Here is a 21447-nt window from a genome sequence, read left to right as displayed (position 1 = left end):
GCGGCCTCGGCGGGCGTGCGAGAGGCAGGTTCGCCACGCGTAACAGGTTCGCCCGGTGCAGTCGGTTCGCTTCGCGTAGCCGGCTCGTTGCGCAGGATGGAGGCGGCCCGCGCGTCGAGATCGGCGATGTCTCCAGTCAGTGGCAGCGGCTGGTCGATATCCATCGACGGCGCGCCCTGCACAGCGATCTTGCCGGAGCGGGCGGCCCGTTTGCCGCCCGGCTGCGGGTCGAGCAGTTCGCTGATCGCTTCGCTTGGCTCGCTGGTCTCGAGCGAGCCCAGCCGGTCGACGATCTTGAGCAGCGTGTCGTGGATGGCCTCGAAGGTTCGCGAATTGCGCTCGTCGGAGCGGCGGGTGAGCGCTTCGAGGGTCTTCAGGTCCTGCGCCAGGCCGCTCACGGCGGCCGCGTTGGAAGCAGCCGTGTCGGAGCTCGACTCGGCCAGCGACCGGACGGCGTTCTCCGCCGCTTCGCGCGCGACGCTGAGGATGGAATCGCGCGTGCCGGCCAGCGACCTCTCGATCTCGTTGAGGCGCGGGCTGATGTCCTCGAAGTCGGGCAGCGGCGCGCTCGGCTTCGAAAGATGCGCCGAAAGGGCGGTCACCTGCGACTCCAGGCTGCGGATCAGCGCCGGATCGATGCCGGCGACTTGCGCCGCGGACGATTCCAGCCGGCTGGAAATGTCCTCGAGCCGGCTTTCCAGGCCGCGGATCGCCATCTCGTTGGCGGGATCGGGCGCGCGCGTCTCGATGCGTTTGGCAAGTGCGGTGAAGCGGGCGTCGATCGCCTCCATGATGCCGGCGCCGTCGTCCTGTCGCATGCGCTGGTCGAGCCTGTCTGCGACTTCGTCCAGCCGCCGCTCGAGGTCGCGGAACAGCATGTTGCCCTGCTCGATCGCATCGCCCTGGCGGCGCTCGAGCAGCGTGGACAGCGCGTCGAAACGCTGCTCCAGGCCTTGGAAGATATGGTCGGCGTCGGGCATCGCCGGCGCGCGGTCCATTCTGTCGGTGATTAAGGCGATCTGCTTGCCCAGACGCTCCATCGCCTGCTCCGGCAGGTTGGTGCGTCCGGCGAGCTCGTCCACCCGGCTGGACAGAAGGTTGAGGCGGTCGATGACCTCGGCGCCGGGGCGCGACTGCGCGACCTCCTCGATCTGCTGCGCTAGCGAGGCGATCCGCTTCTCGATGCGGCCGAAGGCTTCCGGATCGAAGGCATTGGCCTGCGCGGCCACCGTCGAGGCGACGATGGCGCGCGAGATCTCGTCCAGCCGCTCGTCGATCATGGCAAGCGTCTCGCCGCCGCGCATCGTCTGCTGGCCGGCGAAACGGTCGACCGCGCCGGCAAGGATGCGTACTTTTTCCTCCAATGAACTTAGCGACAGCGACTGCGGCAGGTTGTTGACCGCGCTGCTGATCTGTTCGAGCCGGTCGGTGAGCACCGAAAGGCTGGGACCTTCGGCGCGCTGGCGCTGGTCGGCGTCGACGCGATCCTCGAAGGCGCTCCAGCGACGGTCGAAATCGTCCCAGCGGCGGTCGACGGCCCGCACGCTTTTATCGACGGCTTGCACGCTTTCCTCGCGCGCCAGCGTGTCGAGCGCCGCCTTGACCTGCTCCAGCTCGAGCCGCAGCAGGTTGACGCTGCGGTCGTCGCTCTTTTCGGCAAGCGTGTGGATGGCGCCGGAAAGCCGTTCGAACTCGAGGCCGAGCTCGGCGCTGCTCTTGTCGGCGGGGATGCCATGCTGACTGCTCGCCTGCATGGCTCGATCGATATCCTGGCGCAGCGCGTCGAATTCGCGTTGCAGGCCGGCGGTCATCTGGTGGCGCAGCTCCTCGCGCAGGCCGCGCAGTTCGACAGCGATCTTGCCCACCATCGCGACGCCGTCTTCCTGTCCGCGCACCCGGTCGATGTCGCGGGCAATAGCCTGATAGTTGGGACCGAAGTCGGAAGCGGTAGGCGTCGGGTTTTGCGGCCCCCGGTTTTGCGGCCCTAAGTTTTGCGATCCCCGATTTTGCTCCCTCTGCGTGGTGTAGGGGCCCTCGTACCACCGGGGCGAACCGTAAGGCTGCGCGGCGGCATAGCGTGGCTCGGCGGCCGGTCGCCGCGGATCGGGGCGCTCGGGTGTGTCGACGCGGGTCCGTTCCAGCCGCTGCTCCAGCGTTTCGAGCGAGCGGTTCAGCTCCTCCAGCGAGGTGTGCGGCCGGCGTTGCCTGCCGGCGTTGAGTGTATCGAGATAGGACCGCTTGCTGTTCATCGATGCGCCCGTGTTCAGAATGACCGGCCGTGGCCGGTTTCCCAAAGTCCTGCCGGGAACGAAGACGTCCGCGCGGTTTTGCTGCGGAGGAAGACGGGCTTCCCGGGTTCTTCACCCACGCTTCGAAAAACCGTGAAAAATTCGCTACAGGATAAACACGGGTGACCGACATGCGCACATTTCGCCCAACGTGGTAAACAACGCGTTAACCAAGCTTAAGAAGTCGCGCATAAATCCTGAGCTGCTTGCAAGGTGCGGCATAAAGTTCGGTTCCGACAACGCCCTTGCGTCAGGTGCCGGCTGTCGGTATAGGATTGACGTAAACGTAAAAGGTGCGAAGCCGTGCCTCTTGCGATTGATTTGTCGAAACCACGATTGGAAGCACGCCCCCGCTTCCACTCAGGCGACGCTTGGTCCGTGACCGCGACGCCATTAGGGGAAAGCCAGTGACCATGAAACTTGTTTCGCCCGGCGAAGCCGCGGCCAATAGCAATGACATACCGGCCGAGGCCGGCGAAGAATTCGTCCGCATCGGCGAGATGGCCAAGAAATACGGCGTGACCTTGCGCACGCTGCGTTTCTATGAGGACAAGGGCCTGCTCAATCCCAAGCGCGACGGCTCGACCCGTCTCTACACGCGCCGCGACAAGGCCCGGCTCAAGCTGATCCTGCTCGGCCGCAAGGTCGGGTTCTCGCTGCGCGACGTCAAGCAGATGATGGATCTCTACGATCCGACCGGCTCCAATACCAAGCAGTTGCGGCTGGCGCTCGACAAGTCGGAGAAGCAGCTTGCCCGCCTGCAGAAGCAGCGGGCGCTGATCGAAGACGCCATCAATGAGCTGAGCAATTCGATGACGGTCGTTCGCCATATGCTGACCGAGCGGGCCGTGCCGCAGGCAAGCGCCGCCGGCTGATTGCCTCTCGCGCTTAAGGCGAGCCCAAGATAGAAAAAGCCGCGCGGCCATGGCCGCGCGGCTTTTTGTTGCCTTCCATTCCGCGCTCACCAAAAATTTTTTGGCTGCGACGAAGTTGACGTTTACGCAAACGTCAATATTTGCTATCGGGGCATCGACATTGGCTCGGCCTCCCATCCGGACCTGGATCGGGAACTTGCTGGCTGGCCAGGACCGCAAGGGTGGAGGAAGGCATGACGATCTACAGGGCGCCCGTCCAGGACACGCTGTTCGTGCTCAACGACGTGCTTGGCTATCAGCGCTATTCTAATCTTCCAGGCTTCTCGGACGCCACGCCCGACGTCGTCGAGGCGATCCTCGCCGAAGGCGCCAAGCTTGCCGAAAACGTTATGCATCCGCTGAACCGCGTCGGCGACATGGAAGGCTGCGTGCGCCATGACGACGGATCGGTGACCACGCCCAAGGGCTTCAGGGATGCCTTCGACCAGTATCGCGAAGGCGGCTGGATGGGGCTGGCCGCGCCCGCCGAGTTCGGCGGCCAAGGCCTGCCCTACACGGTCCACACCGCGGTCTCCGAATACATGGTCTCCGCCAACATGGCGCTGATGATGTATCCCGGCCTGACGCAAGGCGCGATCGCGGCAATCGTCAGCCATGGCACGGACGAGCAGAAGGCCACCTGGCTGCCCAGGCTGATCGAGGGTGCCTGGACCGGCACCATGAACCTCACCGAGCCGCATTGCGGCACGGACCTCGGCCTGCTGCGCACCAAGGCGGTGCCGAACGGCGACGGCTCCTACAAGATCTCCGGCCAGAAGATATTCATATCCGCCGGCGAGCACGACATGTCGGGCAACATCGTCCATCTGGTGCTGGCCCGCGTCGAGGGCGCGCCGGAAGGCGTGAAGGGCATCTCGCTGTTCATCGTGCCGAAGTTCAAGCTCGACGGCTCGGGCAATGTCGGCGAGCGCAACGCGCTCTCCTGCGGCTCGATCGAGGAGAAGATGGGCATCCACGGCAACTCGACCTGCGTCATGAATTACGACGAGGCCGAGGGCACTTTGCTCGGCGAGTTGAACGGCGGCCTGAAGGCCATGTTCACGATGATGAACGAGGCCCGCCTTGGCGTCGGGCTGCAAGGGCTTTCGGTCTCGGAGATCGCCTACCAGAACGCGGTCTCCTACGCCAAGGATCGCCTCCAGGGCCGTTCGCTGTCGGGCGTCAAGGCGCCGGACAAGAAGGCCGACCCGATCATCGTCCATCCCGATATCCGCCGCTCGCTGATGACCATGAGGGCGTTCAACGAGGGCGGCCGCGCGCTGGCACTGTGGACGGCGATGAAGTCCGACGTCGCGCATCGAGCCAGTGATGACAAGGATCGCCAGGCGGCCGACGACTACACCGGCCTGATGACGCCGGTAGTCAAGGGCGTGCTCACCGACAAGGGCTTCGACCACGCGGTGATGGCGCAGCAGGTGTTCGGCGGCCACGGCTATATCGAAGAGCATGGCATGAGCCAATTCGTGCGCGATGCCCGCATCGCCATGATCTATGAGGGCGCCAACGGCATCCAGGCGCTCGACCTCGTCGGCCGCAAGCTGGCGCAGAATGGCGGCCGCGCCGTGCAGGCCTTTTTCAAGGAAGTCGGCGAGTTCTGCGAGGAAAACCGCGCCGACGAGAAGATGGCGCCCTTCACCAAGGCGCTGAAGAAGGGCCTCAACGACCTGCAGGCGGCGACCATGTGGCTGGTGCAGAACGGCATGGCCAAGCCAGACAATGCCGGTGCTGCCTCGACCGACTATATGCATCTCTTCGGCCTGGTGGCGCTTGGCTACATGTGGGGCCAGATGGCCAAGGCCGCCCAAATCAAGCTCGCCGAAGGCGCCAATGGCGCCGCGCCGTTTTACGACAACAAGCTGGTGACCGCGCGCTTCTACATGGAGCGTATCATGCCGGAGACGGCGACGCGGCTCGCCCGCATTTCCAGTGGCGCGGACGCGCTAATGGCGCTGCCGGCGGAAGCGTTCTAGAAATGCTCGGCGTCACCCTCCCCCTCGAGGGGTAGGGTGTCCTGAAGGGCCGGGAGAGGTCGCCCGCGGCAGCGCGCCGACCTCGTTTCTGGCGACGTGCCTTGTGAGGAGAAGTGCATGACCAACCCAGCCGACGTCCTTGGTCTTCCAAAACCCGCCTGGGCGGCGGACGAAGTTGGCATGCTCTACGACATGGCGCAGCGCTTCATGTCGGAGGAGATCGCGCCGCGCTACGTTGAGTTCGAGAAGAACGAGATGTTCGACCGCGAGAGCTGGCTGAAGGCGGGCGCTGCCGGACTGCTCTGCGCCTCGATGCCGGAAAAATACGGCGGCTCCGGCGGCACCTTCGCGCATGAGAGCGCCATCATCGAGGCGATCGGCCATGTCGGCGTCGACGGCTTCGGCATCGGCCTGCACAATTCGATCGTCGCCCCTTACATCCTGCATTACGGCTCCGAGGAGCAGAAACAGAAGTGGCTGCCGAAGCTGGCGACCGGCGAGTTGATCGGCGCCATCGCCATGACCGAGCCTGGCGCTGGCTCCGACCTGCAGGGCGTCAAGACACGCGCCGAGAAGGACGGCAACCACTACAAGATCAGCGGCTCCAAGACCTTTATCACCAACGGCCAGCTTGCCAACCTGATCATCGTCGTCACCAAGACCGATCCGGACAAGGGCGCCAAGGGCACCTCGCTGATCGTCGTCGAGACCGACGAGGTCGAGGGCTTCGAGCGCGGCCGCAACCTCGACAAGATAGGGCTGAAGGCCAACGACACGTCCGAGCTGTTTTTCAACGACGTGCGCGTGCCGACCTCGAACCTGCTCGGCCACGAGGAAGGCAAGGGCTTCGTCCAGCTGATGCAGCAGTTGCCGCAGGAGCGGCTGCAGATCGGCACCGGCGCGATCGCCATGATCGAGCGGGCGCTGGCGATCACCATCGACTATGTCAAGGAGCGCAAGGCCTTCGGCAAGGCGATCATCGATTTCCAAAACACCCAGTTCAAGCTGGCCGAGCTGAAGACCGAGGCGACCATCGGCCGCGTCTTCTACAACGACTGCGTTGCCCGCCATATCGCTGGCGGCCTCGACCCGGTCACAGCCTCGATGGCCAAATACTGGCTGTCCGACCTGCAGGGCAAAGTCGTCGACGAATGCCTTCAACTGCATGGCGGCTATGGCTACATGAATGAATATCCGATCGCCCGCATGTACCGCGACGCTCGCGTCCAGCGCATCTATGGCGGCACCAACGAGATCATGAAATTGCTGATCGGGCGCTCTCTCTGAGCGCCGCGACCGGCAAACCCAAGGAGCAGAAAAATGGCCGAAGCTTACGTCTATGACGCCGTGCGCACGCCGCGCGGCAGGGGCAAGAAGGATGGCTCGCTGCATGAGGTGCCGGCGGTGCGGCTCGCCGCCAGGACCCTTGAGGCGCTGCGCGACCGCAACGGGCTCGACACCGGCAATGTCGATGACATCATCTTCGGCTGTGTCGACCCGGTCGGCGAGGCGGGCTCGGTCATTCCGCGCGCCGCCGCCTTCGAGGCCGGCTATGACACCAAGGCACCGGGCATGCAGATCTCGCGCTTCTGCGCCTCTGGTCTCGACGCCATCAATTTCGGCGCCGCCAAGATCGCTCAAGGCGCGGACGAGATCGTCATTGCCGGAGGCGTCGAATCTATGTCGCGCGTCGGCATGGGCATGTCCGGCGGTTCATGGTTCATGGATCCGTCCGTCGGCCTGCCCGGCTGGTTCGTGCCGCAAGGCATCTCGGCCGACCTAATCGCCACGAAATACGGCTTCAGCCGCGACGACGTCGATGCCTACGCGGTCGAGAGCCAGAAGCGTGCCGCCAAGGCCTGGGGCGAGGGCCGCTTCAAGAATTCGGTGATCCCGATTAAGGACCAGAACGGCCTCACCATCCTCGACCATGACGAGCACATGCGGCCCTCGACCGATATGCAGTCGCTGGCCTCGCTCAACCCGTCCTTCGTCATGCCCGGCGAGATGGGTGGCTTCGATGCCGTCGCCGTGCAGAAGCATCCGGAAGTCGAGGAGGTCAACCACGTCCACCATGCCGGCAACTCCTCCGGCATTGTCGACGGCGCCGCGGCTGTGCTGCTCGGTTCGAAGAAGGCCGGCAAGGCGATGGGCCTCAAGCCACGCGCGCGCATCCGCGCCTTTGCCAATATCGGCTCCGAGCCGGTGCTGATGCTGACCGGCCCGGTCGACGTCACCGAGAAGCTTTTGAAGCGCGCCAAGATGAAGCTGTCGGACATCGACCTGTTCGAGCTCAACGAGGCCTTCGCCTCGGTGGTGCTGCGCTATATGCAGGCCTTCGACATCCCGCACGACCGGATCAACGTCAACGGCGGGGCGATCGCCATGGGACATCCGCTCGGCGCTACCGGCGCGATGATCCTGGGCACGGTGCTGGACGAGCTGGAGCGCCGCGACCTGAACACCGCGCTGGTCACGCTCTGCATCGGCGCCGGCATGGGCACCGCCACCATCATCGAACGCGTCTGACGGGGAGAGAAAAGATGAGCTACACCAATTTCACCCTCGACATCGACGCCGACGGCATCGTGCTCATCACCTGGGACATGCCCGGACGCTCGATGAACGTCTTCACCGAAGAGGCGATGCGCGAGCTCAATGCCATCGTCGATCATGTGACCGGCGACGCCGCCATCAAGGGCGCAGTCATCACGTCCGGCAAGGACAGTTTCTCCGGCGGCGCCGACATCACCATGCTGCAGAAGATGCTCGCCACCTTCGCCGCGGAAAAGGAGAAGGACCTCGAAAGGGCGACCAAGGCACTGTTCGACAATGCCGGCTATATGACCGGCCTGTTCCGCAAGATCGAGACGTGCGGAAAGCCGTGGGTGTCGGCGATCAACGGCACCTGCATGGGCGGCGCCTTCGAGATGTCGCTCGCCTGCCACGGCCGCGTCGCTGCCGATTCCGACAAGGTGAGGATGGCGCTTCCCGAGGTGAAGATCGGCATCTTCCCGGGCGCCGGCGGTACCCAGCGCGTGCCGCGGCTGACCGACCAGCAGCAGGCGCTGCAGATGCTGACCACCGGCCAGAATCTCACGCCGCAGAAAGCGAAGTCGATGGGCCTGATCCACGACATCGCCGAACCGAAGAAGCTTGTCGAGACCGCCAAGGCGATGATCAGGAACGGCCTGAAGCCAGTGGCGCCCTGGGACGAGAAGGGCTTCAAGCTGCCCGGCGGCCCGATCTATTCGGCGGCTGGCGCCAATCTCTGGCCGCCGGCCATCGCCATCCTGCGCCGCGAGACCTATGGCAATTATCCGGCCGCTGCCGCGATCCTGAAATGCGTCTATGAAGGCCTGTTGGTGCCCTTCGACACGGCGCTCAGGATCGAGCAGCGCTACTTCACCGAAATCATGCAGACCAAGGAAGCGGCGGCGATGATCCGTTCGCTGTTCGTGTCGCTGCAGGAACTGAACAAGGGCGCGCGCCGCCCGGCCGGCGTGCCGGACACCAGGTTCAAGAAAATCGGCATCCTCGGCGCCGGCTTCATGGGCGCGGGCATTGCCTATGTCACGGCCAAGGCCGGCATTCCGGTGGTGCTGCTCGACCGCGACATGGAATCGGCCGAGAAGGGCAAGGCGCATTCCGACGGCCTGATGGCGGACCAGGTGAAGAAGGGCCGCGCCAAGCCCGACGAGAAGGACAAGCTCTTGTCGCTGATCACGCCGACGGCCGACTATGCCGACCTCGCCGGCTGCGACCTCGTCGTCGAGGCCGTCTTCGAGGATTCGGCGGTCAAGAAGCTCGCCACCGAGCAAGCGGAGGCGGTGCTGAAGTCCTCGGCGATCTTTGCCTCCAACACCTCGACCATCCCGATCACGTCGCTGGCGAAGAACTCGGCGCGGCCGAAGAATTTTGTCGGCATCCACTTCTTCTCGCCGGTCGACAAGATGATGCTGGTCGAGATCATCCTCGGCAAGAAGACCGGCGACAAGACGCTGGCAGTCGCGATCGACTTCGTGCGCGCCATCAAGAAGACGCCGATCGTGGTCAACGACACGCGCGGCTTCTACGTCAATCGCTGCGTGCTCCGCTATATGTCGGAAGCCTACAAGATGCTGATCGAAGGCGTGCCGGCGGCGATGATCGAGAACGCCGCCAAGGCCGCCGGCATGCCGGTCGGACCGCTGGCGCTGACCGACGAGACGGCGATCGATCTTGCCCAGAAGATCATGAAGCAGACCATCAAGGATCTCGGCGAGAAGGCCGTCGATCCGAAGCAGATGGCGCTGATCAACACCATGGTCGACACGCATGGCCGCTTCGGCCGCAAGAACGGCAAGGGCTTCTATGACTATCCCGCCAAGCCGGCGAAGAAGAAGCTTTGGCCGGGCCTCAATGATCTCTATCCGCAGCTCAAGCCGGAGAAGGTCGACTATGAGGAGTTGAAGGAGCGCCTGCTGGTCACCATCGCGCTTGAGGCGGTTCGCGTGATGGAAGAAGGGATCGTCACCGATCCGCGCGAGGCGGATGTCGGCTCGATCCTCGCCTTCGGCTTCGCCCCCTTCACCGGCGGCGCGCTCTCTTACATCGACGGCATCGGCGCCAAGCGCTTCGTCAAGATCGCCAAGGGCCTGCAGAAAAAATACGGTGCCGAGTTCAGGGCGCCCAAGCTTTTGCTCGACATGGCCGAGAAGGGCGAGACCTTCTACCAGCGCTTCGACCCTTACCAGAAGGGCGAGGTCAGGAAGGCAGCCTAACGCACCAGCCATGTACGTGTAGGCGCGCATGATGGCCGCGGCGGCTCGCCGTGGCCCTAAAGCATGTCTCCCGAAAGTGGGACCGGTTTCGGGAACATGCTTGAAATCAAGAACTTAAAGCATGTCGCCGGACGACAAGATTCAATGCGCAAGCCCGCGTTCAGCCGACCTTAAGCAAATCCAGCTAATCCAAAAATGCCGGGCTGGGCTCGCAAATCGGTCGCGCCCGCTCTCCGGCGTGGCTTAGGGGCAGGGGCGTGGGCAACATCGTCGATTTCATCACCGGCCTTTTCGAGGTCTGGCGCGGCCAGGGGAGCGATCCTGACAAGCAGTGCGTCTTTTCGTTCCTGCTCCTGCTCCTGGCAATCGATATCGCTCGCAAGGGTTGGCTGCTTTCCTGGTCGCGTCGCGCCGTCGAAAGCGCCGCGGCGACGCTGGCCATTTTCCACATCAACATCGTGCTCGTCCCCGCAGTCTGGCTGCTGTCGGAACGGCTCAAGGCACTTTACGACCTGCTCGGCATTCCGAGTGTGCCGAGCACGGTCTGGGCTGGTCTGCCAGTCTGGATGCTCGGTCTGCTCGCCATACTGGCGCACGACTTCGCCAACTATTGGAACCATCGCGTCATGCACATGAAATGGCTTTGGCCGGTGCATGCGATCCACCATTCCGATCCGGTGGTCAACGGGTTGACGACGTACCGTGTCCACGCGCTCGAAATGCTGGTAATGTGGGGTTCATACACAATCCTGCTGACCTGGCTTGGACTGCCCGCCGATGCCATGGGCATTGGCGCGGTGATCCTCGTGCTCCACAACGTCTATGTCCATGTCGATGTCGATTGGGGCCATGGCCCGCTGCGGATGCTCATCGCCTCGCCGCGCTTCCATCGCTGGCACCATGCCAATGAGCCGGCGGCGTACGGCAAAAACCTCGCTAACGTGTTCCCGTTCTTCGACTGGATATTCGGCACCTATCGTGTACCGGGGTCGTGCGGTGTCGCCATGGGAGCGGACGGGGTACCGTCCAACGACGTCGTGCGGCTGACGTTATGGCCGTTGCTGGAATGGGCGCGGCTGGGGAGGCAGCGGCTGAAAGTGCTGCGCACCTCGATCGGCGGGCTGGGGCAAGACACCGGCCTGGCCGAGCTCGGCACTCTCGACACCAACGCCGACTGACACGGAAAACGCCATTGGTCGGCGCGAAGGCGAGCCAGGCCGCCGGCCCATTCTGGCACGTTCGCGTATGGCCCGCTATCGAGGCCGGACCGGAGCAGAAAGTCGTTCTGCCGCCATGGTCAACCGGCCGACGCCGGGCCGAGAGGATCGAGCCTGATCAATCCTGCGGGAGTGGACGACTTTCTCTTCAATCTGCGGTTCGCGCCGATGGACAATCGGATGGCCGCGCGCTAGACAGCGCTGAGGCATTTTTTCCTGTTTCGAAGGAGAGCGGACTTGCTCTCGCACGATCGCGTATGGGCCGCAATCGACGCTCTTGCCGAGCGCTATTCGCTGTCGGCTTCCGGTCTCGCCAGGCGCGCGGGCCTCGATTCGACCGCCTTCAACAAGTCCAAGCGCCTGTCTTCCGACGGCCGGCCACGCTGGCCCTCGACCGAATCGCTGGCCAAGATCATCGAGGCCACCGGCGCCTCGCTGCAAGAATTCACCGTGCTGGTCGAAGGTCGCGGCGGCCCTGCCGCGCCGCAGCCGCGCATAGCCGTGCCGCTGCTTGGCTTTGCCCAGGCCGGCGCCGGCGGCTTCTTCGACGATGCCGGCTATCCCTCGGGACAGGGCTGGGATCTGGTCGAACTTCCGACGCGGGCGGCGGAAACCTCCTATGCGCTGAAGGTCCAGGGCGATTCCATGCTGCCGCTCTACCGCAACGGCGACGTGCTGATCGTCGAGCCGGGCGCGCCGACGCGCAAGGGCGACCGCGTCGTCGTCAAGACCACTGAAGGCGAGGTGATGGCCAAGGTGCTCGATCGACAGACCGCGAAGTCGATCGTGCTGGTCTCGCTCAATCCCGCTCACCCGGACCGCGACATCCCGATGCGTGATGTCGAATGGGTGGCGCGGATCGTCTGGGCAAGCCAGTAGGTCCGGGCTGGTGCGGGTTCTCTATCTTGCCCTCGCGCTTCTCGCGGTTCCGGCGATGGCGGCGCTGGTTATCGCCGGAGGCCGCTCGCTGAAAGGCAGCGAAAGCGTCGTCACGGTCGACCAGATCGACCCCACCGCCGATATGATTCCGGGGCAAGACGCCGGCGCGGCGCCTCAGGAACCGACGACTGCGGAGCCGGCGACCTCCGCCATTCTGGAGCCGGCTGCTCCTCAGCCACCGAGGCCGGCGGCTCATTCGCGGGCGATCGATCCCGAAGTGGTGGCGCCGCCCGAGCTTTCCGAGGAACTACTGGAACGGGTCGAACCGCGCGCGCCGCTCAGCGATCTGGCGCTGGCCGGCCCGCTTAAGCCGCCCAAACTGAAAATGCCCGACGACTGGAACGGCACCAAGCTGTTCCAGCCGGTAGCCACCGCCGCCGGCTTCATCGAGGCGAAAGGCTACGCGGTTGCCATCACCGGCATCGACGTCGTCAAAGCGGACGAAACCTGCAGCGACGAAGGCAAATCCTGGGCTTGCGGCGCGCGCGCCAGGACGGCGTTCCGCGCCTTCCTGCGCGGGCGCACCGTGGTCTGCACGGTGCCGCCGGAGGGCAGTCGCGACACCATCTCGGCCGAATGCCGCGTCGGCAACAAGGATATCGGTGAGTGGCTGGTGGAAAACGGCTGGGCGCGCGCCGCGCGGGGCGGCCCCTATGTCGAGGCGGGCTCCAAGGCGCGCACGGCGAAGAAGGGTATCTTCGGGCCGGCGCCGGACGTTTCCGGCCTGCCGCCGGTTCCGGCAGCCTCTCGCCCGGCGCCTGCCGCACCGAGCTCAATCCTCGAAGAGGTCGATGGCGTGCTCAGGCCGCCAGCTGACCAGCCAGCGCCCGCTCAATGAGCGCGCGCGTCTCCGTGATGCCGTAGAGCGCCGCGAAGGAGCCGAAGCGCGGCCCGCGTTCCTGCCCGATCAGCACCTGGTAGATCATTTGGAAGAAGGCGACCGACACGCCGGGGCCGCCTTCCGGGCTCTGCTTGGAATGGTCCTGGTAGCGCTCGATCCGCCGCGCAACGTTGAGCGCCGCGTTCTGGATCGCCTCGCCGTCGGCGCCTTGATGCAAAGAGCCGAGCGCTTCCGAGAGCTTCGCCAGCGCCTCGCGCTCCACCTCGTCGGCGGCGCGATAGACCTTGGTGGGCTTCACGAAATCGTCGAAATAGCGGATCGCATAGCCGGTCAGCCGGTCGAGCTCGGGATGCGTCTTCGGCGTCACGCCCGGCGCATGACGCGAGATGAAGCCCCACAGCACCGCCTTGTCATGCGCGTTGGAAGCGCTGACCAGATTGAGCAGCAGCGCGAACGGCACCGGCAGGTCGATCGCCGGCGGATTGCCGTCATGCATGTGCCAGACCGGGTTGCCGAGCCGCTCCTTCAAGTCCTGCCGGAGATAGGCTGAGAGGAAAGCGTAGTATTCGTCGACCGCCTTCGGGATGACGTCGAAATAAAGCTTCTTGGCCTGCCGCGGCCGCTGGTACATGTAGAGGCCGAGGCTCTCGGTCGGTGCATAGGTCAGCCACTCGTCGATGGTGAGGCCATTGCCCTTCGACTTCGAGATCTTCTGGCCGTTCTCGTCGAGGAACAGCTCGTAGACGAAATGCTCCGGCGCGCGGCCGCCAAGGATGTTGCAGATGCGGTCGTAGATCGCCGCATTGGTCTGGTGGTCCTTGCCGAACATCTCGAAATCGACGCCGAGCGCTGCCCAGCGCATTCCGAAATCCGGCTTCCACTGCAGCTTCACCTTGCCGCCGGTGACGGGCAGCGTGGTCTCGGTGCCTTCGTCGTCGAAGGTGATGGTGCCGGCCTTGGCGTCGACATGCTTCATCGGCACGTAGAGCACGCGGCCGCTCTTCGGCGAGATCGGCAGGAACGGACTGTAGGTCGCCTGGCGCTCCTCGCCGAGGGTCGGCAGCATCACCGCCATGATCTCGTCGTAGCGCTCGGCGGCGCGCAGCAGCACTTCGTCGAAGCGGCCCGACTTATAGTACTGGGTCGCGCTGGCGAACTCGTAGTCGAAGCCGAACGTGTCGAGGAAGCGGCAGAGCATCGCGTTGTTGTGGTCGGCAAAGCTCGCATAGTCGCCGTCGAAGGGATTGGGCACCGCCGTTAGTGGCTTGTGCAGATAGGGCTCGAGTGCCGCGCGATCCGGCACGTTGTCCGGAATCTTGCGCATGCCGTCCATGTCGTCGGAAAAGCACAGCAGCTTCGTCTTGACCTTGTCCCCGGTCAGCACCCGGAAGGCGTGCCGCACCATCGTGGTGCGCGCCACCTCGCCGAAGGTGCCGATATGCGGCAGGCCGGACGGGCCATAGCCGGTCTCGAACAGGACGGTCTCGGGAAAATCCTTGTCCTTGTAGCGGGCAATGATCTTCTTGGCTTCCTCGAACGGCCATGCCTTGCTTTCGGCTGCCGCCGCAAGCATCTCGGGATTGAGATCGATGATGTTTGATCCCGTCATGTCACTTTCCAGGGCATGTGCCGGCCAAGTCATGTGTCGGCTTGGCGGCAGGCGAAGATTTTTCACCCGGGCTCTAGGCGCGACTGGCCGGAGCGTCAACGATTTGCGGCGGTTTTCCTTGCGGCGCCACAATGACGCTCTTACGTTGGGCGCCAACTTCGGTGCATGTCGCCAAAAAGTATGCAGCAGTTTTTTGCGAAGACGACATGCAGTTTCAAGGAGTTTTGAATGCCTTCACTGACGCCGCACGAAGCCCTGATCTACCTGATGGTCATCACGTCGGCCTCCGATCGCGACATGACCGATGTCGAGCTGGCGCGGATCGGGGACGTCGTCCGCTCCTGGCCGGTGTTCGTCGATTTCAACCAGAACAGGCTGGTTGCGGTGTCGCAGGAGTGCCAGAAGGCGCTGCATGACAAGGACGGGCTGGAAGGCGTCCTTGCGCATGTCGCGGCGGCGCTGCCGGAGCGGTTGCGCGACACCGCCTATGCCGCTGCTTTCGAGGTTGCGGCCGTCGATCTCGAAATGCGCATGGAGGAGGTGCGGGTGCTGCAGCTCATCCGCCTCAAGCTCGATCTCGACACGCTGACCGTCGCCGCGATCGCCCGCGCGGCGAAGGCGCGCCTGCGCACGCTGACCTAGGCTTTGTCGATATTCAGGTGATGCCGGCCTGCGAATGGCGGCTTCCTGCGCTTCCGGCCTTCGCCGGCCGAAGCACTCATAAGTGGCGTGGCAGTTAAATTAAGGCTACGGCCGGCGCAGGCCGGTGCTCACGTACGTTAAGTACGCTCCGCTCCGGTTCTCGGAATCCACCATTTTCGGCTCGGCCTGACCTGAAGCCCGACAAGCCTTGGCCTGTCGCTTCGGTATCAGAAGAAACTCACCGGGAAGTAGCGTAGGTAGAACTCGGCGAACGTGCCCTTGATCGAGATTTCCTGCAGCGCGTAGTCGAAGGCGGCCGCCAGCGCCGGGTCGCCCGCCCTGGTCGCGATCGCCATGCCCGAGCCCAGATATTCGGGCGCCAGATACGGGCCGCCGGCGAAGCGGCAGCAGCTGGCGGCATCCGAGCCGCCGAGCCAGAAGGCAAAACGCATGCCGTCGCCGAAGGCGACATCGATCTTGCCGGCCTTGAGGTCGGCGTAGAGGTCCTCGGGCTTGTCGAAGGGCACGACCTGCACCGTGCTGAAATAATCGCGCAGCATCTTCTCATGCGCCGAGCCGGCGATGACGCCCACCCTTTTGCTGCGCAGCTTGTCGAGGATCGGCTCGGTGAAGGCCTTGGCCTTCGGCATGATGAAGCGCGCCGGGAACTGCAGGTAGGAACGCGAGAAGGCGTATTTCTCGCGGCTTTCCGGCGTCGCCGCGATGCCGGCGATGATCGCCTCGCCTTCGCCTTTCTGCAGCGCGTCGTCGAGCTCGTTCCAGGGCAGCGCCTGGATCTGGCATTTCTCGACGATGCCGAGTTCGGCGCAGATCGCCCGCGCCAGGTCGATGTGGAAACCCGACAGCCGGCCTGAGCCGTCGAGGAAGTTGAAAGGCGGAAAATCGGTGGTGGTGAGGAACCTCAACCTCGGCAGCGCGGAAAGATCGGGCTTCGGCAGCCGCTCCTTGGCATCCCACAGCACCGGAACCTGCGGCTCCGCGGCCTGAGTCGCGCCGGCAAGCAGCAACGCCCCGATCAGCGCCGACAGCAGGGCCAGAAATATCCACCGGAAAGTCACGATAAGGCTCCGCCCAGTCATGTTCTAGGCTTTTCGTATGAAAATGGCGCAGGGACAACGGTTTTTGATTCCAAACGGGCGAATTAGGCGTATGGTTTAGCACATCTGCAAGTGGTAGCGCGCGCCGGCAACGGGGGAGGTCACCGGCGTCACGAAGAAGCTTGCGATGCGGGGGTTGATGGCGAATGGTGGTTCGGGCATCTACCATCGGTGATCAAAGCAGAAGCAACATGGGGTAGATGTTGCGATGAGCATGTTCGATAGAACTCTGGAATACATAGATCAATTGCAGCACGCCAACACTGCTGCGGCGGTGTGCGAGCGCCTGCTTGGCGTCACCTCGAATTTCGGGCTGACGGCGCTGATGGCCGGAACCGTGCCGCAACCCGGCACGCCGCGCGGCCGGCAGAAGGACCATGTGCTGCTCTGCGACTGGCCGGGCGAGTGGCTGGAGCGCTACGTGGCGCGCAATTATGTCGACCATGATCCGGTCGTCAGCCACATGAAGCAATTGCAGGCCCCGTTCCAGTGGCGCGAGGCCTCGCAGGCCATCGTCATCGACAAGAGCAGCGACGAGGTCATGGGCGATGCCCGCGAGTTCAAGCTGCGCGACGGCCTCGCCTTTCCGCTGGTCACGCTCGACGGCCAGATCGTCATGGTCTCGCTGGGCGGCGAGTCCGTCGAACTGTCGGACGTCGAATTCGGAATGGTCTCGTTGGTATCCACCTACGCCATCGGCCGCGCCATGCAGCTCCACACGATGGCCGGCAAGGTCGTCGATCACATTGAGTTGACGCCGCGCGAGCGCGAATGCCTGCAATGGGCGGCTGTCGGCAAATCCGAGTGGGAGATTTCGCAGATTCTCGGCATCTCGGAGCACACCTCCGAGAAACACCTTCTTAACGCCAAGAGCAAACTGGGCGCCGCCAATCGGGTGCAAGCTGTCGCGGAAGCGATTAGACGCGGCTATATTAGCTAGGTCGGGCGTGCCGACCTAGAAATTCTTGCCCACGCGATCGTGCAAATTTTCGGAAAATCCGCCTTATCTTCTTAGGCATTCGAGACGGCTAATGCTTTCTTAACGCCAAAAGCAAACTGGGCGTTGCCAACCATGTGCAGCAGTCGCGGAGCCGATTAGGCGTCGCTATATTAGCGAGGTCGGCCGTGCTGGCCTAGAAATTCTTGCCTACGCGATCGCGTAATATTTTCGGGAAAGCCCGGCCGTATCTTCCTCTTAAGCCCAGGAGACGGCTAATGCTTTTTTCCCTCACCACCCAAGAATTGATGGAGCGCCCCGACCTCTGGGAAGCGGTTCATCGTCTGCGCTACAAGATCTTCGTCGAGGAGATGGGGTGGACCGATCTCGAACGCCCGGACGGCCTCGAGATCGATCAGTTCGATCATGAGGAGGCCGAACATCATCTCGTCATCCGCAACGGCGAGCTCGCCGGCTATCAGCGCATGCTGCCGACGACGCGGGCGCACCTTCTGACCGATGTGCTGACGGACCTTTACGAGGGGACGCCTCCCTCGGGGCCGCATGTCTGGGAGCTGACCCGCTATGCGGTGGCGCCGGGCTTCCGTGACGGCAAGCGCGGCGTCTCGACGGTCGGCACCGAGCTGATTGCCGGTTTCGTCGAATGGGGCCTCAAGCGCAACGTCAACCAGGTCATCATCGAGTTCGAACCGATGTGGGTGCTGCGGGCGCTGCAGCTGCACTTCCTGGCGACGCCGCTCGGTTACCAGCGCACCTATGGCAACCAGCAGGTCGTGGCGACGCTGCTCACCTTTACCGAGCACACGCTGAATGTGGTGCGCCAGCGCCGCAATCACTTCCTGCCGGTGCTTAACCGGGGTTATCCCGGTCAGCTCGGTCTGAGGCAGGCTTCGTGATGGAGGTGGTCATGAGCTTCCATCCCGAACCGGAACTGCGCGGCCACACGCTGGTCGTCACGGTGTCCTCGCATGACGGCCGGCCTGTGCTGGACAGGCACGCCTATGCGAGCCTCGCCAGAACCTTCCACGAGGCCGCCGTCAATGACGACGTCCGCGTGATCGTGCTGCGCGGCCTCGCCGGCTGCTTCTGCCTCGGCGGCGACTTCTCGGAGTTCCTCGACGCCACCAAGCACCAGCAGCTGATCGCCGCTGTCACCGATATGTTCCGCATGCTTGCGACCTTCCCCAAGCCGGTCCTTGCCTGCGTGGACGGGGATGCCGTCGGCGTCGGCTGCACCATCCTGTTCCACTGCGACATGGTGATCGCTTCCAGAGGGAGCACCTTCAGGGTGCCGTTCGTCGATTTCGGTCTGGTGCCGGACGCCGCGACCAGCATCCTGGCACCACAGAAGCTCGGCTATGCCGGCGCCTTCCGCTTCTTCTGCCTCGGTGACACGCTGGGCGTCGACGACGCCAAGGCGCTCGGCCTGGTCGGCGAGATCGTGGAAGGCAGCGCCGAGGAGACAGCCTTGGCGCGGGCAAGGCAGCTCGCCAAGAAGCCGGTTGCCGCGCTGCTGCAGACACGTGGTCTGCTCAAGGGCGATACGGACGTTCTGTGCGACCGCATCGACCATGAGATATCGCTGTTCCAGCAGGCGCTTCAGGACGACGCCACGCTGAAGCGGCTGCAGCGGATCGCCCGCTTGGCCGCTTGAACCTGAAAGTCTCAGCGCCGCGCGCCTTGTTGGGCGCGCGGCGCTGTAACGTCGGTTTCCGGAAATACTATGTCTCCAGGAACGAGGGCCCTTCGCCGATGATCTTCTTGTCCTGTTTGCCGATGGCGTCGAGATCGCGCCCGTCATAGGGCAGCGACAACAGGATCCGCTGCATCACGGCGAGCCGCGCGCGGCGCTTGTCGTTGGCGCGCACGATGATCCAGGGCGCGAACTCCTTGTGGGTGCGCTCGACCATCAGATCCCGCGCCTTGGTGTAGTCGTCCCATTTGTTGATGCCGGCGATGTCGATCGGCGAGAACTTCCAGTTCCTCAACGGCGACCAGCGGCGGTCGTGGAACCGTTCGAGCTGCGTCTCGCGGCCGATGTTCAGCCAGAATTTGAAGAAGTGGATACCCTCGTTGCAGATCATGCGCTCGAAATGCGGCGTCTCGTCGAGGAATTTCTCGTGCTGCTCCGGCGTGCAGAAACCCATGACCGGCTCGACGCCGGCGCGGTTGTACCAGGAGCGGTCGAAGGTGACGAACTCGCCCGAGGTCGGGAAATGGTCGACATAGCGCTGATAGTACCATTGCCCATGCTCAGTCGGCGTCGGCTTGGTCAGCGCCACGTTGCGCGCCGTGCGCGGGTTCATGTACTGCCGCAGCACGAAGATCGTGCCGCCCTTGCCGGCCGCGTCGCGCCCCTCGAACAGCGCCATCACCCGCTTGCCGGTCGCCTGCAGCCAGGCCTGTGCCTTGACCAGCTCGATCTGCAGCCGCTCGAGCTCCTTGTCGTACTCTTCACCCTTCATCTTCTTGTTATAAGGATAGCCGCCGGCGGCCAGCTTGTTGTCCTCGATCCAGTCCGGAAGCACCGGGTTGTCGATGTCGAACTCGCGTTCCTTGCCGCCGATCCTGATCTTGATCGGTCCTGCGGCAGGCGCCGTTTCGGCTTCTTCCTTGGCTTTTTTCATCGAGACGAACCTTTCCAGCTTACGGACTCGTGCTATGGGAGCCTCTAAGGCGTTGCGTCCGTCTGGACGCGCCGTAGCACTTTGATTTTGCGCATGAACATTCCAGAAAATCGATTCCGATTTTTGTGGGGTCATGCGCCGGTCCGGTCGGGTGAATTTCACCGCGGAGATACGGGGCAGCGCATGGTCGATAAGGGCGCGGACCAGAAAGGCGCAACGCAAGCAGCCGTGGCCCGGCTGCGGCGCAGTCGGTGGTTGCTGGCCGCGGCCGTCGCCGCGGTCCTCGCCGTCTACGCTTTCGGCGGCTTTTCGATCTATGTGCCGCTGCTGGGCCTGGCGTTGCTGGTCGCAGCCGCAATGCTGCCCGCCGACGTCGAGCGGCAGTCCGCCGACGACGCGGCGGCGATCGAGGCCGGCGGTCTGCAGCGGCTGTCCGGCGAATATCTCGCCGCCGCCGTTGCCGATCCGCTGATCATCTTCGACCGGACAGCAGCAATCGTCCACGCCAACGCGGCCGCCTTTGCCGCCTTCGGCGGACTGGCGCCCGGCATGTCGCTGTCGCTCAAATTCCGCGCGCCGGAAATGCAGGCCTTGCTTGACGGCATCGTCTCGGGAGCCGTGGCGTCCGATGTCGTCGACTACACGGAAAAGCTGCCGGTCGAGCGCACATACCGGGTGAGCGCGTCCTCGGTCGGCCATGCCACCGATCTCTACGTGCTGGTGTTCAAGGATCAGAGCGAGGCGCGCCGCATCGACCGCATGCGCGCCGACTTCATCGCCAATGCCAGCCACGAGCTGCGCACCCCGCTCGCCTCGATCGCCGGCTTCATCGAGACGTTGCGCGGCCCGGCGCGCGGCGATCCTGCGGCGCGCGACCAGTTTCTGCAGATCATGCAGAACCAGACGGGCCGCATGGCGCGCCTGATCGACGACCTGTTGTCGCTGTCGCGGCTGGAGATGAAACCCTATCTGCGGCCGGGAACCGAGGTCGATCTTCGCCAGACCATCGATAGCGTCATCGATTCCCTCGAGCCGCTGGCCAGCGAGAACGGCGTCGTCATCGAGCGGGACTTCATCGATGGCCCGCTTTCCGTGCCCGGCGACCGCGACGAGCTCTTCCAGGTTTTCGAGAATCTGCTGGAGAATGCCTGTAAGTACGGGCAGTCAGGCGGGCGCGTCACCGTATCCATCGCAGGCAGCGAGGATGGCCAGGAAGCGGGCATCGACGTCACCATAAGAGACTATGGCCCCGGCATAGCCGAGGAACACATTCCCCGCATCACGGAGCGCTTCTACCGCGTCGATGTCGAAAACAGCCGGACCCAGAAAGGCACCGGCCTTGGCCTTTCCATCGTCAAGCATATATTGACTCGTCATAATGCAAGGCTGTCGATCAAGTCGGAAGTCGGCAAGGGCGCGGCGTTCACGGTTCATTTGCCGGCTAGCTGATCCTGTACTGGTTGCCAACCGGCAATTTCGTCTTTCTGTCATCCGGTTCGCGTATCAGCGACAGATTGAGGGAACGCACCAGCCGGCAGAA

At 64.0% G+C, this 21447-nt stretch carries 16 protein-coding genes and 1 pseudogene; 13 read left to right on the top strand and 4 right to left on the bottom strand.

Annotated elements, in window-relative coordinates:
- Nucleotides 1–2249 (bottom strand): annotated as a pseudogene (locus DH10_RS04065) (peptidoglycan-binding protein); the annotation flags it as partial.
- Nucleotides 2250–2701: 452 nt separating this feature from the next.
- On the opposite strand from DH10_RS04065, the gene DH10_RS04060 reads away from it, so the two are divergent.
- From DH10_RS04060 to DH10_RS04025, 8 genes are all read left to right on the top strand, one after another.
- Nucleotides 2702–3163: a MerR family transcriptional regulator gene (locus DH10_RS04060; protein WP_192384246.1), complete on the top strand. Its 462-nt coding sequence runs from the start codon at nucleotides 2702–2704 to the stop codon at nucleotides 3161–3163.
- Between the two features lie 233 nt (nucleotides 3164–3396).
- Complete coding sequence (locus tag DH10_RS04055) at nucleotides 3397–5193, top strand: acyl-CoA dehydrogenase (protein WP_192250179.1); 1797 nt, start codon at nucleotides 3397–3399, stop codon at nucleotides 5191–5193.
- A gap of 117 nt (nucleotides 5194–5310) precedes the next feature.
- The gene (locus tag DH10_RS04050) at nucleotides 5311–6480 is read left to right on the top strand and encodes an acyl-CoA dehydrogenase family protein (RefSeq protein WP_192384244.1); all 1170 of its coding nucleotides are present in this window, start codon (nucleotides 5311–5313) and stop codon (nucleotides 6478–6480) included.
- 33 nt (nucleotides 6481–6513) lie between these two features.
- The gene (locus tag DH10_RS04045; protein ID WP_192250187.1) at nucleotides 6514–7722 is read left to right on the top strand and encodes an acetyl-CoA C-acetyltransferase; all 1209 of its coding nucleotides are present in this window, start codon (nucleotides 6514–6516) and stop codon (nucleotides 7720–7722) included.
- Nucleotides 7723–7736: 14 nt separating this feature from the next.
- The gene (locus DH10_RS04040) at nucleotides 7737–9956 is read left to right on the top strand and encodes a 3-hydroxyacyl-CoA dehydrogenase NAD-binding domain-containing protein (protein WP_192250190.1); all 2220 of its coding nucleotides are present in this window, start codon (nucleotides 7737–7739) and stop codon (nucleotides 9954–9956) included.
- Between the two features lie 257 nt (nucleotides 9957–10213).
- Nucleotides 10214–11134 carry a sterol desaturase family protein gene (locus tag DH10_RS36625; RefSeq protein ID WP_192250193.1) on the top strand — a complete coding sequence of 307 codons (921 nt, stop codon included), beginning with the start codon at nucleotides 10214–10216 and terminating at the stop codon, nucleotides 11132–11134.
- A 276-nt stretch (nucleotides 11135–11410) separates the two neighbouring features.
- Nucleotides 11411–12052 (top strand): S24 family peptidase, encoded by a 642-nt coding sequence (locus tag DH10_RS04030; protein ID WP_192250196.1) that lies wholly within the window; start codon nucleotides 11411–11413, stop codon nucleotides 12050–12052.
- Nucleotides 12053–12062: 10 nt separating this feature from the next.
- On the top strand, nucleotides 12063–12950 hold the full coding sequence (locus DH10_RS04025) for a thermonuclease family protein (protein WP_312891274.1): 888 nt from the start codon (nucleotides 12063–12065) through the stop codon (nucleotides 12948–12950).
- Here the strand turns inward: DH10_RS04025 and DH10_RS04020 are convergent.
- Nucleotides 12913–14562, bottom strand: a complete 1650-nt coding sequence (locus DH10_RS04020; protein ID WP_192250199.1) for a lysine--tRNA ligase — start codon at nucleotides 14560–14562, stop codon at nucleotides 12913–12915. The genes DH10_RS04025 and DH10_RS04020 overlap by 38 nt on opposite strands.
- 228 nt (nucleotides 14563–14790) lie before the next feature.
- Between DH10_RS04020 and DH10_RS04015 the strand changes: the two genes are divergently transcribed.
- Entirely contained in the window at nucleotides 14791–15204 is a 414-nt protein-coding gene (locus DH10_RS04015; protein WP_192250202.1) for a tellurite resistance TerB family protein, read from the top strand.
- A gap of 227 nt (nucleotides 15205–15431) precedes the next feature.
- On the opposite strand, the gene DH10_RS04010 is transcribed toward DH10_RS04015, so the two are convergent.
- The gene (locus DH10_RS04010) at nucleotides 15432–16283 is read right to left on the bottom strand and encodes an ABC transporter substrate-binding protein (RefSeq protein ID WP_425515278.1); all 852 of its coding nucleotides are present in this window, start codon (nucleotides 16281–16283) and stop codon (nucleotides 15432–15434) included.
- 247 nt (nucleotides 16284–16530) lie between these two features.
- On the opposite strand from DH10_RS04010, the gene DH10_RS04005 reads away from it, so the two are divergent.
- From DH10_RS04005 to DH10_RS03995, 3 genes are all read left to right on the top strand, one after another.
- Complete coding sequence (locus tag DH10_RS04005; protein WP_192250208.1) at nucleotides 16531–17262, top strand: helix-turn-helix transcriptional regulator; 732 nt, start codon at nucleotides 16531–16533, stop codon at nucleotides 17260–17262.
- Nucleotides 17263–17537: 275 nt separating this feature from the next.
- The gene (locus tag DH10_RS04000) at nucleotides 17538–18176 is read left to right on the top strand and encodes an acyl-homoserine-lactone synthase (RefSeq protein WP_192250211.1); all 639 of its coding nucleotides are present in this window, start codon (nucleotides 17538–17540) and stop codon (nucleotides 18174–18176) included.
- Nucleotides 18177–18187: 11 nt separating this feature from the next.
- Nucleotides 18188–18934, top strand: coding sequence for an enoyl-CoA hydratase-related protein (locus tag DH10_RS03995; protein ID WP_192250214.1), 747 nt, complete (start codon nucleotides 18188–18190; stop codon nucleotides 18932–18934).
- A gap of 67 nt (nucleotides 18935–19001) precedes the next feature.
- Here the strand turns inward: DH10_RS03995 and ppk2 are convergent, their stop codons facing one another.
- Entirely contained in the window at nucleotides 19002–19907 is a 906-nt protein-coding gene (ppk2, locus tag DH10_RS03990; protein WP_192250217.1) for a polyphosphate kinase 2, read from the bottom strand.
- Between the two features lie 183 nt (nucleotides 19908–20090).
- Here ppk2 and DH10_RS03985 point away from each other — a divergent pair, with 183 nt between their 5' ends.
- The gene (locus DH10_RS03985) at nucleotides 20091–21356 is read left to right on the top strand and encodes an ATP-binding protein (RefSeq protein ID WP_192250220.1); all 1266 of its coding nucleotides are present in this window, start codon (nucleotides 20091–20093) and stop codon (nucleotides 21354–21356) included.
- Nucleotides 21357–21447 lie beyond the last annotated feature (91 nt).

Origin of the sequence: Mesorhizobium silamurunense (assembly GCF_014843825.1) — a bacterium.
GTDB lineage: Bacteria > Pseudomonadota > Alphaproteobacteria > Rhizobiales > Rhizobiaceae > Mesorhizobium > Mesorhizobium silamurunense.
This window is presented reverse-complemented; position numbering and strand designations above follow the sequence as displayed.